Source organism: Streptomyces sp. NPDC004721, from assembly GCF_053601495.1.
Genome location: NZ_JBSGBZ010000074.1, coordinates 18418 through 32395, shown reverse-complemented (window position 1 = coordinate 32395; position 13978 = coordinate 18418). Strand labels below are relative to the sequence as shown.

Here is a 13978-nt window from a genome sequence, read left to right as displayed (position 1 = left end):
CCTCGTACTGGACGTACTTGGGCTTTCGGCCGGTGCGGCGAGAGGGCGTGCCGGGCGTCGCGACGGGGCGAACGTTGTCTGTCGGGGCACTAGGAACGCCGAGGGGCGTAAGACACCGTCGTACGCCCCCTGGCAAGTTCCCCGTGCCGCTCACGCCGTCGGCAGCCAGCCCACCTTCCCGGCCAGCAGGGCGTAGCCCACGAACGCGCCGATGTCGAGCAGGGAGTGCGCCACGACGAGCGGGCCGACCCGGCCCCACCGCCGGTACAGCCAGACGAAGACCACGCCCATCACCATGTTGCCGACGAAACCGCCGACGCCCTGGTAGAGGTGGTACGAGCCGCGCAGTACGGAACTGGCCACCAGCGCGGACCCCGGGGTCCAGCCCAACTGCCCGAGCCGGCGCAGCAGATAGCCGACGACGATGACCTCTTCGAGGACGGCGTTCTGCAGCGCGGACAGGATCAGCACCGGGAACTTCCACCACACGGCGGGCAGCGCCTCGGGCACCACGGTGAGGTTGAAGCCGAACGCGCGGGCTGCCAGGTAGAAGGCGATGCCGGTGCTGCCGATCACCGCCGCGACCAGCGCCCCGCGGCCGAGGTCCGGCCAGGGGCGGGTGCGGTCGAAGCCGAGCGTGCGCAGGCTCCGCCCCTCGCGCAGCAGGAAGTGGGCGACGAGGGCCACGGGGATCAGGGCCGTGGCGATCCCGAACAGCTGCCAGGCGAGGTCGAGCCAGGGACGGCCCGGGGCAGCGGAGGCGTTGAGCGTGGCGGCCTGGTCCTTGAGCCCACCGGGTTTGGTGACCGACCCGACGAAGCTGATCAGCGCGGACACTCCGCTCGCCCCGAGCGAGAGCCCGAGGACGAGCAGTGTCTCGTCGCGGAGGATCCGCCGCGACGGCCGCTCCTGCGGTTGAGAGTCGCCCACCGGCTGTGACTCCGCCAGCACACCTGCCTCCAGTTCGGTCGTCCCACCACGGGGCGCGCCGGCCCGCCGCACGGGTACGGCCGGATTCCGGCACGGGTGCGCACGCGCGGCGCCACCGTCGTGGGACGTCACAGCTTGCCCGATCCCTCCCCGGCGGGCACGAGTGCCCCCCGCCTACGGCGAGGCGGCACGGCCGGCGGGTCCCGTGCACGGTTCAAGGCACAGGGAACCGCAGGTCGTCGGGGGACAGCACTAGCCGGCCGGGACCGGTTCCGGCAGGCCGATCGGCCAGGTGTGGACCGGCTCGCCGAACTTCGTCAGCTCGCGGTAGCGCCGGGTGGTGGCGGCCAGTGCGGCTTCCCGGCCCATCCCCTGCTCCAGCGCCTGATGGAAGGTGGCGGCCTGCCACTCCGCGCCGTTGGTCCGGCGCCGGCACCGCTCCTCGATCACGCCCAGATACAGGTCCCGGTCGGCGCGCTCCACGCCCCAGGCCCTCAGTCCGGCCTCCGCTAGCGGCAGCAGTTCGTCACGGACGAGAGTGACGGCGTCGATCTCGGCCGTGCCCGAGCGGCGTCCGCGCCGGGGCCAGGTGAACCGGGCGTCGATGCCGTACCGGCAGGCGGCGTCGAAGTTGGCGGCCGCGGCCTCGAAGGGCAGCCGGGTCCACACCGGCCGGGGCTCCTCGGCCAGGGCGCGCACGAGGCCGTAGTAGAAGGCCGCGTTGGCGATCACATCGGTGACGGTGGGTCCGGCGGGCAGCACCCGGTTCTCCACGCGCAGGTGCGGCACGCCGTCCGCGACGTCGTAGACCGGGCGGTTCCAGCGGTAGACGGTGCCGTTGTGCAGGACCAGCTCGGCCAGCTTGGGCACGCCGCCCGACTCCAGCACGTCGAGGGGGTCCTCGCCGTCGCAGATCGGCAGCAGGGCCGGGAAGTAGCGCAGGTTCTCCTCGAAGAGGTCGCACGCCGAGGAGATCCACCGTTCGCCGAACCAGGTGCGCGGCCTCACTCCCTGGGCCTGGAGCTCGGGCGGGCGGGTGTCGGTGGACTGCTGGAACAGCGGCGGCCGCGACTCCCGCCACAGCTCGCGCCCGAAGAGGAAGGGCGAGTTGGCTCCGACGGCTATCTGCGCGGCACAGGCGGCCTCTGCCGCGTTCCACACGTCCGCGAAACGGCCCGGGGTGACCTGGAGGTGCAGCTGCACGGAGGTGCAGGCGGCCTCGGGCGCGATGGACTTCGAGGTGCAGGTGAGATGTTCCACGCCGTCGATGTCGAGAGTGAAGTCCTCTCCGCGGGCCGCCACGATCTGATCGTTCAGCAGCACGTAGCGGTCGACGTCGGAGAGGTTGGAGGACACCAGGTCGTCCCGGCCGAGGGTGGGCAGAATGCCGATCATCGCTATTCCTGCGTCCACCTCACCGGCTTTCCGGTCGGCATATGCCAGTGACGTCCGCAGCTCCTCGGCGAGCTGGTCGAATACCCGGCCGCCCAGGCGGTGTGGGGCAATGTTGACTTCCAGATTGAACATGGCGAGTTCTGTTTGGAAGTCACGGCTGGCGATGCGCTCGAGAACCTGCGCATTCAGCATTTTCGGCATGCCGTCGGGGCCGACCAGATTCAATTCGATCTCCAGCCCCATGAGGTTCTTCGGCCGGTCGAACCGCTTCTCTTCCAGCAACCGCTCCAGCCCCGTCAGGCACCGCCGCAGCTTGTCGCGGTAGCGGTTCCGGTCCGACAGGTCCAACTGGCCGGCGACGACCTTCTCCCCCATCGCAGCGTCCCTCCTCGCAAGGCGGACCGAAGATCCGGCCGCCGGGGTCCCGGTCAGGAGGGATGATGCCCCGCCAACGCGATCGATAACGTCCCGCTCCCGCCCCGCACCGACTACTCTGGTGCTGTGTGACCGGAGGCACATTCACGGGGCATGCGGCAGCCAGCAGTTTCGAGTACCCCATGAAACTCGTGAAAAACGCCGACAAGATCAGGCCGACCGCCGTGCGGGCACAACCCGAGGTCATCGCGATACGGCTGACGCGGAGCAGGGATGATTCCCGATCGACTCCGGCCGAATTGGCTCTTGCCGTTCACATCGAAAACAGCTAGGCGAAACACCACCTGAACATTTGTCGTATAAACTCTGCACCACAGCAGAAGTTGGCGCCCACAGCCCTGAACCCTGTCAGGAGCCCGTGAGGCAGGCCGCGCCCCGCACCCCTCGCTCACCAGAGCCCGGCCCCAGCCTGCTCCTGCCCTGAGAGCTGACAACGCCGTCCGCACCCAGCCCGCCCTCGCGCCACCGTGCCTGTCGAATGAGAGGCGTCCCACCATGCCGCTGCATGTACCCCCGGCTCCCGCGCCCGCCCTGCGCTCCGTCCTCACGGCACTCGGTTCCCCCACCGCGGTCCGCGAGGCCGGGTCCCCCGCACTGCGATCCGCCCAGGAGCCCGCGACCCCCGAGCTTCCGTTGCCGGTGCACGTCCTGGACCGGATCACCCCCGAGGGAATCTCCGCGACCAGGCTGGCCGGATGGCGCTTCCTGATCCGCTGCGGCGACCACGCGGTGGCGGCGGCCGAGACCATCCTGACCCCCGACGGCTGGACCTTCTCGCACTTCTTCGAGGGCCCCTACGTCGCCTCCACCGAGCGCGCGTTGCGTCAGGCGGAGGCCCTGAGCCAGCCGTACCAGCCGCGACTGCTGTCCATACCCAGCCTGTACATGCTCACGCTGTGGCTGCACGGCGACCTCTCCGACGACGGCGCCACCGGCCACCCCGCCGCCACCGACCTGCTCGTGCCGCTCGCGCCGGCCCCGCCCGGTATCGCGGCCCACCTTCCGCACCCGGTCGCCGACCTTCTCCCGGTCCTCACCCACCGGGTGACCCCGATCCGGCTCCTGGGCTCCCCCGCCTGACCGCCCGCCCGCCGATCGGCCTCGTACCCCGCTGCCGGAATCCCCGGCGACGGGATACGACGCCGTTCGGCCGTTCAGCCGCCGAAGACACTCGTACGTGGCGAAATCCGCTCGCACGACCCGCGTTCGCGACAGGGGGTCCCATCGGACTAGCCCCATCCGGCCAGTGCGAACCATCCGAAGAGGCGGTGCTGTCGGGATGAACCGCTCGTGCGTGTGACGCGTCTCCAACCGGTGAGAAGCGGTGCTGCGAAATCCCTGCGGAATCAGGCCCGTGGGGGAACACTGGTTTTGGACCGACTCGACAACGGGGGGCGGCCATGAAGAACACCATCAGCCGCGGGACACGTACGACAGCCGACAGCGACCACACGACAGAGCGAAAGATCCCATCAATGTGCCAGCACCAGCCACCGTGCCCGACAGCCGACTCCGCCGACCGGGAATCCGCCCGTCTCGTGGCGCACCACCCGGAGCAGGGCTGGAGCCTGCTGTGCAACGGCGTCCTGTTCTTCGAGGACACCGGTGAGCTCCTGCCGGACGGCCAGATCATCGCCCCGCACCGCCCGCTGGGCGCCGACCGGGTGGTGACCGCCGCCTGAGCACCACCGGGCGGCTTCGGCGAACCGCCCGCGGATCACCAGGGGCCGGCGCGCACGCCTGCGCGGACCGGCCCCGACGCGTGTCCGGGGCCGACAACTCCGGTGACCGGCCGGTGACACCGTCGCCGTCCCGGGAGCCGCCCGTCACGGCGCAGGTCCGGGCGCCTCCCCTCACCGACGGTGCACGGGACCGCCGACGGTCAGCCGCCGACGGGTCGGCGCGGATGCCGCGGCTGGTAGTCGAACCAGTCGAAGGCCGCGCTGCCCTCGGTGACGTACATGCCGATCACCCGCCCGGTGAAGCCGGCCGCGACCTGGGTGGACAGATAGCGCCCGTCGAGTTCGGCCAGCGCCAGCGTGCCCTCCGGGCCCTCGGCCGAAAAGGCGATCACGTCCGGGCCCGCCGCGCGGACCCCGGGCGCCGCCCGCACGCCGGTGGCCGGCCGGTCCGGATCCGTGACCGTGGGCGCGGGCACGTCGTCCGTGCGGATGTCCACGACCAGGGTGAGCGGTCCGGGCGGCACCGGGTGCTCCGCGATCCGCTGCCGCAGCGGCCCTATCCGGGCGACCACGCCCACCACTCCCCCGCCGATCTCCACGTCGTAGTGGTGCGCCTCGTCCAGCCGGACGGACAGGCCGGCCCGGCCCGAGCCCGCCTCGACGCGCGCCGCCACCCGGCAGTCGGGGTGCTGCTGCCTGCGTCCGACGAAGGTGTGGCCGGGCCGGTCGAGGCTGTCGCCGGTCGCGTGCAGCGTCAGCCGGCCGGGGTGTTCGCTCAGCGACCAGGAGCCCTCCGGCCTGCTGCGCGGGGAGATCCAGACCGGCGCCAGGGACGGCGCGTCGAAGTTGTCCCGGTCGGGCTGCGGCGGCAGGGGGTGCCAGGCCACGGGCGCCGGATGCCGCTCGCGCACCGGGCCGACCCGCGGCCACCCGTCCGCCCACTCCACCGGGGTCAGGAAGGTCTCCCTGCCGAGCACGTGGAACTCCGGGAACCATCCCCGGGGGCGGGTGCCGAGCAGCACCATCCACCAAGTGCCGTCGGCCGCCTGCACCAGGTCGGCGTGGCCCGTGCACTGGACGGGCAGGTCGGTGCCGCGGTGGGAGAGGACCGGGTTGTCCGGCGCGGGTTCCCAGGGGCCGCGCGGGGAGCGGGCGCGGGCGATCGAGACGCCGTGGCCGTGCCCGGTGCCGCCCTCGGCCAGCATGAGGTACCACCAGGCGCCGATCCGGTACAGGTGCGGCGCTTCGGGGTGCTGAAGCCCGGTCCCCGACCAGGCCGGCAGCGGCCCTTCCAGGACCTTGCCGGTCGCCGGGTCGATCCGGGCCACCCGCACCCCTGCGACGGCGCACCAGCAGGAGCCGTCGTCGTCCCAGGCGAGGTCGGGGTCGATCCCGGCCAGGTCGATCCAGACCGGGTCCGACCAGGGCCCCCGCGGATCCTCGGCGCTGACCAGGAAGGTGCCCCCGGCCGCTACGTTGGTGGTGATCACGTAGAAGCGGCCGTCGTGGTGGCGGATCGTCGGGGCGTAGATGCCGGCGGAGGCGGGCAGGTCGTCCGGCAGCTCCAACTGCCCCGACCGGTCCAGCACGTTGCCGATCTGCCGCCAGTGCACCAGGTCGCGGCTGTGGAACAACGGGACCCCTGGGAAGTACTCGAAGCTGGAGCACACCAGGTAGTGGTCCTCGCCCACCCGGCACACGCTGGGATCGGGGTGGAAGCCTCCGATCACGGGGTTCTCGTACGTCCGCACGGCGGTCGGTCCCTTCATTTCCCGTCATCCCTCGCTGAATCCCCGAAACTTTCGCCGCTGACGGCGAACCTTCCGGAGCCGCACTGTAGGTGCGGCTCCGGAAGGCGACAAGGGTGCGCGGGGCGCGGGCGGGCCGTCAGCGGCCCGTGGTCAGTTCCCTGAGCGCGACGTTGAGTTGGAGGACGTTCACCCGCGGCTCGCCGATGAAGCCGAGGGTGCGGCTCTCGGTGTGCTCCCGCACCAGGTGCTCGACCCGCGCCACGGACAGGTGGTTGCGTTCCGCCACCCGGTGCGCCTGGAGCAGCGCGTACGCCGGGGAGATGTCCGGATCCAGACCCGAACCCGAGGAGGTCACGGCGTCGGCCGGAACCTGGGAGGGCTTCACCTTGTAGTCGGACGTGGAGTTGACCCTGACCACCTCGGCCCGTGCCTGCTCGATGGCCTTGACCAGCTTGGGGTTGTCGGCGGCGAGGTTGGTGGCGCCGGAAAGGATCAGCTTGTACTGGGTGTTCAGGGTGTTCGTGCCCAGCCCAGCGGCCGGGCGCGGCTGGAAGTAGTCGAGGCCGTAGTGCTGTTGCCCGATCAGGGAGGAGCCCACGGCCCTGCCGCTCTCCCTGACCTCCGAGCCGTTCGCCCGGTGCCCGAGGAGGGCCTGGGCAACGCCCGTGACGACGAGCGGGTAGACGACGCCGGTGAGCAGGGTCAGCGCGAGCAGTGCCCGCAGGCCCGCCGCCAGCAGACGGCCGGTGTTCGCGAAGGACTGGTTCATGTGCGTCAGCCGATCCCGGGAATCAGGGAGATGATCAGGTCGATGAGCTTGATCCCGACGAAGGGCGCGATCAGCCCGCCGAGGCCGTAGACGGCGAGGTTGCGGCGGAGCATCCGGTCCGCGCTCGTCGGCCGGTAGCGCACACCCCGCAGGGCGAGCGGCACCAGCGCGATGATGACCAGCGCGTTGAAGACGACCGCGGACAGGATCGCCGAGTCCGGCGAGGACAGCTGCATGATGTTCAGCTTGTCCAGGCCCGGGTAGACCGCGGCGAACAGGGCCGGGATGATCGCGAAGTACTTCGCCACGTCGTTGGCGATGGAGAACGTCGTGAGCGCGCCGCGGGTGATCAGGAGCTGCTTGCCGATCTCGACGATCTCGATCAGCTTGGTCGGGTCGGAGTCGAGGTCGACCATGTTGCCGGCCTCCTTGGCGGCCGACGTACCGGTGTTCATCGCCACGCCGACGTCGGCCTGGGCCAGCGCGGGCGCGTCGTTGGTGCCGTCACCGGTCATCGCGACCAGCTTGCCGCCGCTCTGCTCGCGCCTGATCAGGGCCATCTTGTCCTCGGGCGTGGCCTCGGCGAGGAAGTCGTCGACACCGGCCTCGTCCGCGATCGCCCGGGCGGTCAGCGGGTTGTCGCCCGTGATCATGACGGTTTTGATGCCCATCCGGCGCAGTTCGGCGAAGCGTTCCCGCATGCCGTCCTTGACCACGTCCTTGAGGTGGATGACGCCCAGGACCCGGGCGCCGTCCTGGTCCTGCGCGGCGACCAGCAGCGGTGTGCCGCCAGCCGCGGAGATCTCCTTCGAGAGGCGGTCGGCGTCCTCGGCGATCCGCCCGTCCTGCTCCTCGACCCAGGCGATGACGGATCCCGTCGCGCCCTTGCGGATCCTGCGGCCGTCCACGTCCACGCCGGACATCCGGGTCTGGGCGGTGAACGCGATCCACTCGGCTCCGGCCAGTTCGCCCTGGTGCCGCTCGCGCAGCCCGTACTTCTCCTTGGCCAGCACCACCACGGAGCGGCCCTCGGGCGTCTCGTCGGCCAGCGAGGAGAGCTGGGCGGCGTCCGCCAGTTCGGCGGCGGTGGTACCGCGCACCGGGACGAACTCCGCGGCCCGGCGGTTGCCGAGGGTGATCGTGCCGGTCTTGTCCAGCAGCAGCGTCGACACGTCACCGGCGGCCTCCACCGCCCGTCCCGACATCGCCAGCACATTGCGCTGGACCAGCCGGTCCATGCCCGCGATGCCGATGGCCGACAGCAGCGCGCCGATCGTCGTCGGGATCAGGCAGACCAGCAGCGCGACCAGCACCACCATGGTCAGGTGCGTGCCCGCGTAGTCGGCGAACGGCGGCAGTGTGGCGCAGGCGAGGAGGAAGACGATCGTCAGCGAGGCGAGCAGGATGTTCAGCGCGATCTCGTTGGGCGTCTTCTGCCGGGCGGCGCCCTCGACGAGGCCGATCATCCGGTCGATGAAGGTCTCACCGGGCTTGGTGGTGATCTTGATGACGATACGGTCGGACAGCACTTTGGTGCCCCCGGTCACCGCGGACCGGTCGCCGCCGGACTCGCGGATCACGGGCGCCGACTCGCCGGTGATGGCCGACTCGTCGACCGAGGCGACGCCCTCGACGACGTCCCCGTCGCCGGGGATGACGTCGCCCGCCTCGCACACGACGAGGTCGCCGACGTGCAGCTCGGTGCCGGGGACCTCGGTCCCGTCCACCCGGTGCGCCACGGTGTCGGTCTTGGCCCGGCGCAGGGTCTCCGCCTGCGCCTTGCCACGGCCCTCGGCGACCGCCTCGGCGAGGTTGGCGAAGACGACGGTCAGCCACAGCCAGGCGCTGATCGCCCAGCCGAACCAGTCGCCCGGCCTGGTGAGGGAGAAGGCGGTGGTCAGCAGCGAGCCGATCCACACCACGAACATCACCGGTGACTTGACCATCACCCGTGGATCGAGCTTGCGGAAGGCGTCGGGCAGCGACCTGACCAGCTGCCGGGCGTCGAAGAGACCGGCACCGACCCGGCTTGGGCCGGACGGGTGCCCGGTGGGCACGTCGCTGTGCGGTGCCCGGGTCCTGGTGACTGCGGACATGGAGTCCTCGTGGTTCCGTGTGGAGGTGGTCATCACGCCAGCCCCTCGGCGAGCGGGCCCAGTGCGAGGGCCGGGAAGTACGTCAGACCGACGACGATCAGGACGGCGCCCACCAACATGCCGGTGAACAGCGGTTTCTCGGTGCGCAGGGTGCCCGCGGTGACCGGCACCGGCTGCTGCGCGCCCAGGGAGCCGGCCAGGGCGAGGACGAACACCATGGGCAGGAAGCGGCCGAGCAGCATGGCGAGCCCGGTCGTGGTGTTGAACCAGTCGGTGTTGGCGTTCAGGCCGGCGAAGGCCGAGCCGTTGTTGTTCGCGGCCGAGGTGTAGGCGTACAGCACTTCGGAGAATCCGTGCGCCCCCGGGTTGAGCGCCGAGTGCGGCGGGGTCGGCAGGGCCATCGAGAAGGCACTGAACACCAGCACCAGCGCCGGGGTGATCAGGATGTAGACGGCGGCCAGCTTGATCTCCCGGGAGCCGATCTTCTTGCCCAGGTACTCGGGTGTGCGCCCGACCATCAGACCGGCGATGAAGACCGCGATAACGGCCATGATCAGGATGCCGTACAGGCCGGAGCCGACTCCGCCGGGCGCGATCTCGCCGAGCATCATGCCGAGCATCGCGATCCCGCCGCCGAACCCGGTGAGCGAGGAGTGCGCGGCGTCGACGGCGCCGGTAGAGGTGAGCGTGGTCGACGCCGCGAAGATCGAGGAGGCGCCGATGCCGAACCGGACCTCCTTGCCCTCCATCGCGCCGCCCGCGATCCGCAGCGCGCCTTCGTGGTGGGCGAACTCGCTCCACATCATCAGGGAGACGAAGGCGAGCCAGATGGTGGCCATCGCCGCGAGGATGGCGTAGCCCTGCCGGACCGAGCCGACCATGACGCCGAACGTCCGGGTCAGGGCGAAGGGGATCACCAGGATCAGGAAGATCTCGAAGAGGTTGGAGAACGGGGTCGGGTTCTCGAAGGGGTGGGCGCTGTTGGCGTTGAAGTAGCCGCCGCCGTTGGTGCCCAGTTCCTTGATGGCCTCCTGGGAGGCCACCGCGCCGCCGTTCCACTGCTGCGCGCCGCCGAAGAACTGGCCGACCTCGTGGATCCCTGAGAAGTTCTGGATCACCCCGCAGGCCACCAGCACGATCGCGGCGACCGCGGCCAGCGGGAGGAGGATGCGCACGGTGCCGCGCACCAGGTCGGCCCAGAAGTTGCCCAGTTCACCAGTGCGGGACCGAGCGAAGCCGCGCACCAGGGCCACGGCCACCGCCATGCCGACGGCGGCGGAGGCGAAGTTCTGCACGGCGAGACCGGCGGTCTGCACCACGTGCCCCATGGTCTGCTCGCCCGCGTACGACTGCCAGTTGGTGTTGGTGACGAAGGACGCGGCGGTGTTGAAGGCCTGGGCGGGGCCGACGGACCGGAAGCCGAGCGAGAGCGGCAGCACGCCCTGGATCCGCTGGAGCAGGTACAGGAAGAGGACACCGGCCAGGGAGAAGGCGAGCACGGCGCGGATGTACGCGGGCCAGCGCATCTCCGCGTCCGGATCCGCGCCGACGGCCCGGTAGATCCATCTCTCGACCCGCAAGTGGCGCTGCGCGCGGTAGACGCCGGCCATGTAGGTGCCCAGCGGTACGTAGGCGAGCGCCAGCGCGGCCATGAGAGCGAGCAACTGGAGCACTCCGGCGAGTACGGGACTCATGACGCTGCTCAGAACCTCTCCGGGAAGATCAGGGCGAGGACGAGATAGCCCAGCAGGGCGACGGCCACGACCAGGCCGACGATGTTCTCGGCGGTCACAGCTTCGTCACCCCCTTGACGGCGAGGGCCACGAGCGCGAACACCGCGAGCGTGACGACGACGAAGGCCACATCGGCCATCGCGAACTCCTGGAGTGAGAGACGAACGGACATCAACGATTCGAGGAAACGACCTCCTCTGCCCGATTCCGACCACCGTTGACGGCTCTCATACGGCGGCACACCCACCCTTGACGGACCCCTGACGACGCGCCACCCGACCGCGTCGGCGGAGTGTCGTCAAGAACCGGCCCAGGCGCGTCAGGGGGGTGTCAAGGGCAGGTGCCGAAGCCCTCGGCGGGCTCTAACGTCGAGCACATGGGACACCGCGACGACGAGCGAACCGGCACCGATCCGGTGCCGCGGGAACCCGGCCGCGAGGCCCGCACCCATCCGTGGGCGCGGGAGCTGCGCACCTCGGTCGGCTGCTCCGTGGCGCTGCTGGCCCTGCTGCTCCTGATCGACTGGGGCACGGGCAGCCTCACCTGGTGGCGCGGGGTCCTCTGGTTCACGCTCGCGGTGCTGCTCTTCGTGGTGCTGTGCCCGCCCCGCGTCCGCGCCGGCCGGGGCTGGATCGCCTCCCGGTCGCTGCTGCGCAGCCGCCTGGTCCGTACCGACCTGCTGGTGTCGGTGCGCGCGGTCGACGGTGTCTGCCGGCGGCTGGTGCTGCTGGACTCCCTCGGCGGGCGGGTGGAGCTGGATCCCGAGGTCCTGGTGGACCATCCCGACGTCTGGTACCGCCTCGACGAGGACGCCCGGCGGTGTGTGGCGGCGGGCAGGCTCCAGTGCGGGACGGACGAGCTGCGCGACATCTCCGAGCAGGTGGACCGGGAGACCGCGCTGGCGGTGTTCCGGGTCTCGGGGCTGGAGTCATGACGCTGGGTGTCCGCCCTGGGCTCCGGCGCCGTGTCTCCCCCGGATGGCCGAAGGTGCGGTGAAGCTGCGTGTCCGCTGGTCCTGAAGTGACGTCGGGGTCGTCACGGCCGCTCTTGACAGAAGATTGACGCCTGCTCACCCGGGTACTCGTGAGCCCCTGCGTCACTCTCCGCATACGCTGGTGACCCGTCCGCGTGACGGCCCGGTCCGCACGCGAGCCACACCTCAGGAGCAGGGGCATGGCGACCACCGAGCACCCTCCCAGTCGTCTGCGCGCCTGGATGCTGGAGGGCCTGTCCGACATGGGCAAGGGCATTCAGCAGGCCCCGCACGCCCTGCCGGAGCCCCCGCACAAGGGACAGCGGTGGTGGAGGGTGATGTGCCTGACCGGCGTGGACTACTTCTCCACGCTCGGATACCAGCCGGGCATCGCGGCGCTGGCGGCCGGGCTGCTGTCGCCGATCGCCACCCTCGTGCTGGTCCTCGTCACCCTCGCGGGTGCCCTGCCGGTGTACCGCAGGGTGGCGGCGGAGAGCCCGCACGGCGCGGGCTCGATCGCGATGCTGGAGCGGCTGCTGTCGTTCTGGCAGGGCAAGCTGTTCGTGCTGACCCTGCTCGGCTTCGCCGCCACCGACTTCCTGATCACCATGACGCTGTCGGCCGCGGACGCCTCGACCCACCTGGTGGAGAACCCGCACCTGACGGCCGCGCTGCACAGCCACCAGATGCTGATCACGCTGCTGCTCATCGCGCTGCTCGGCGCGGTCTTCCTCAAGGGCTTCGTGGAGGCGATCGGCGTCGCCTTCGTCCTGGTCGGGATCTATCTCGCGCTGAACGCCGTCGTGGTGGCCGTCGGTCTGTGGCACGCCCTGACCGCCGGTCATGTGGTCACCGACTGGACCAGCGCGCTGACCGCCCAGCACGGCAATGTCTTCCTCATGGTCGGCGTGGCCCTGCTCGTCTTCCCCAAGCTCGCACTCGGCCTGTCCGGCTTCGAGACCGGCGTCGCCGTCATGCCGCACGTGCGGGGCGACCCGGACGACACCGAGGAGCGGCCCACCGGCCGGATCCGGGACACCAGGAAGCTGCTCACCACGGCCGCGCTGATCATGAGCTGCTTCCTGATCGCGACCAGCTTCATCACCACGCTGCTGATCCCGGCGCCGGAGTTCAAGGCCGGCGGCCAGGCCAACGGCCGTGCCCTGGCCTATCTGGCGCACGAGTACCTCGGCAACACCTTCGGCACCGTCTACGACGTCTCGACCATCCTGATCCTGTGGTTCGCGGGCGCCTCCGCGATGGCCGGGCTGCTCAACCTGATGCCGCGGTACCTGCCCCGCTACGGAATGGCCCCGCACTGGGCGCGGGCGGTCCGCCCGATGGTCATCGTCTTCACTCTGATCGGCTTCCTGGTCACCTGGATCTTCGACGCCAACGTCGACAAGCAGGGCGGCGCGTACGCCACGGGCGTGCTCGTGCTGATCAGCTCCGCTGCGATCGCGGTGACCATCGCCGCCCGCAGGGCCGGCCAGCGCAAATGGACCATCGCGTTCGGGGTCATCTCGGCCGTGTTCCTGTACACGACCGTCGTCAACGTCATCGAGCGTCCCGACGGTGTGAAGATCGGCGCCTGCTTCATCGCCGGGATCATCCTGGTCTCGCTGCTGTCGCGGCTCGCGCGCTCCTTCGAGCTGCGGGTGACGAGCGTGACGCTGGACGCCATGGCGGAACGGTTCGTCAGAGACATCGCCAGCCGCAAGATCCGCTTCATCGCCAAGGAGCCCGAGCGGCAGGCCAAGTCCGAGTACCGCGACAAGATCGAGCAGATCCGCAGCGACAGCGACATCCCGCTCACGGAGGACTTCGTCTTCGTCGAGGTGACGGTCACCGACCCCTCGGAGTTCGAGGCCGGCCTGACCGTGCGCGGCGAGGTCAGGCACGACCGGTACCGCGTGCTGGCCCTGGAGTCCGCGGCCGTCCCGAACGCCCTGGCCGCGCTCCTCCTCCACGTCCGGGAGATGACCGGCCGCACCCCGCACATCTACTTCGAGTGGACCGAGGGCAACCCGTTCGCCAACTTCCTGCGGTTCTTCCTCTTCGGCCAGGGCGAGGTCGCGCCGGTCACGCGCGAGGTGCTGCGCGAGGCGGAGCCGGACCGCGCCAAGCGGCCGCGGGTGCACACCGGCTGAGCCGCGCCCGCGAACGGCCCACCCCCAGGTCAGCCCCACGCCGTGCGCGGCCCTATCGTGACCG

General features: G+C 70.7%; 11 protein-coding genes. 4 read left to right on the top strand and 7 right to left on the bottom strand.

The window, feature by feature from the left end; genetic code table 11:
• Positions 1 to 150 precede the first annotated feature (150 nt).
• Positions 151 to 948, bottom strand: coding sequence for a CPBP family intramembrane glutamic endopeptidase (locus ACWEK3_RS37515; RefSeq protein ID WP_450545489.1), 798 nt, complete (start codon positions 946 to 948; stop codon positions 151 to 153).
• Between the two features lie 234 nt (positions 949 to 1182).
• The gene (locus ACWEK3_RS37510) at positions 1183 to 2700 is read right to left on the bottom strand and encodes a glutamate--cysteine ligase (protein ID WP_453251766.1); all 1518 of its coding nucleotides are present in this window, start codon (positions 2698 to 2700) and stop codon (positions 1183 to 1185) included.
• A gap of 555 nt (positions 2701 to 3255) precedes the next feature.
• Here ACWEK3_RS37510 and ACWEK3_RS37505 point away from each other — a divergent pair.
• The gene (locus ACWEK3_RS37505) at positions 3256 to 3840 is read left to right on the top strand and encodes a hypothetical protein (RefSeq protein WP_384428298.1); all 585 of its coding nucleotides are present in this window, start codon (positions 3256 to 3258) and stop codon (positions 3838 to 3840) included.
• Between the two features lie 395 nt (positions 3841 to 4235).
• The gene (locus tag ACWEK3_RS37500; RefSeq protein ID WP_361414866.1) at positions 4236 to 4442 is read left to right on the top strand and encodes a DUF5999 family protein; all 207 of its coding nucleotides are present in this window, start codon (positions 4236 to 4238) and stop codon (positions 4440 to 4442) included.
• A gap of 200 nt (positions 4443 to 4642) precedes the next feature.
• Here ACWEK3_RS37500 and ACWEK3_RS37495 read toward each other — a convergent pair whose 3' ends face one another.
• The 5 genes from ACWEK3_RS37495 to kdpF all read right to left on the bottom strand — a co-directional run bounded on the left by ACWEK3_RS37495 (position 4643) and on the right by kdpF (position 10850).
• A complete protein-coding gene (locus tag ACWEK3_RS37495) occupies positions 4643 to 6211 on the bottom strand; it encodes a glycoside hydrolase family 43 protein (RefSeq protein WP_453251765.1) in 1569 nt (522 codons plus the stop codon).
• A gap of 118 nt (positions 6212 to 6329) precedes the next feature.
• Positions 6330 to 6962, bottom strand: a complete 633-nt coding sequence (kdpC, locus tag ACWEK3_RS37490) for a potassium-transporting ATPase subunit KdpC (protein WP_450545462.1) — start codon at positions 6960 to 6962, stop codon at positions 6330 to 6332.
• A gap of 5 nt (positions 6963 to 6967) precedes the next feature.
• Positions 6968 to 9091: a potassium-transporting ATPase subunit KdpB gene (kdpB, locus tag ACWEK3_RS37485; protein WP_450545464.1), complete on the bottom strand. Its 2124-nt coding sequence runs from the start codon at positions 9089 to 9091 to the stop codon at positions 6968 to 6970.
• Positions 9091 to 10752: a potassium-transporting ATPase subunit KdpA gene (kdpA, locus tag ACWEK3_RS37480; protein ID WP_384428307.1), complete on the bottom strand. Its 1662-nt coding sequence runs from the start codon at positions 10750 to 10752 to the stop codon at positions 9091 to 9093. The genes kdpB and kdpA overlap by 1 nt, the downstream gene beginning before the upstream one ends.
• A gap of 8 nt (positions 10753 to 10760) precedes the next feature.
• Positions 10761 to 10850, bottom strand: a complete 90-nt coding sequence (gene kdpF, locus ACWEK3_RS37475) for a K(+)-transporting ATPase subunit F (RefSeq protein WP_016434100.1) — start codon at positions 10848 to 10850, stop codon at positions 10761 to 10763.
• Between the two features lie 317 nt (positions 10851 to 11167).
• Between kdpF and ACWEK3_RS37470 the strand changes: the two genes are divergently transcribed.
• Together ACWEK3_RS37470 and ACWEK3_RS37465 are read left to right on the top strand one after the other, a co-directional pair.
• Positions 11168 to 11725: a hypothetical protein gene (locus tag ACWEK3_RS37470; RefSeq protein WP_450545468.1), complete on the top strand. Its 558-nt coding sequence runs from the start codon at positions 11168 to 11170 to the stop codon at positions 11723 to 11725.
• A gap of 239 nt (positions 11726 to 11964) precedes the next feature.
• Positions 11965 to 13914 carry an amino acid transporter gene (locus ACWEK3_RS37465; RefSeq protein ID WP_450545470.1) on the top strand — a complete coding sequence of 650 codons (1950 nt, stop codon included), beginning with the start codon at positions 11965 to 11967 and terminating at the stop codon, positions 13912 to 13914.
• The last annotated feature ends 64 nt before the right edge of the window (positions 13915 to 13978 follow it).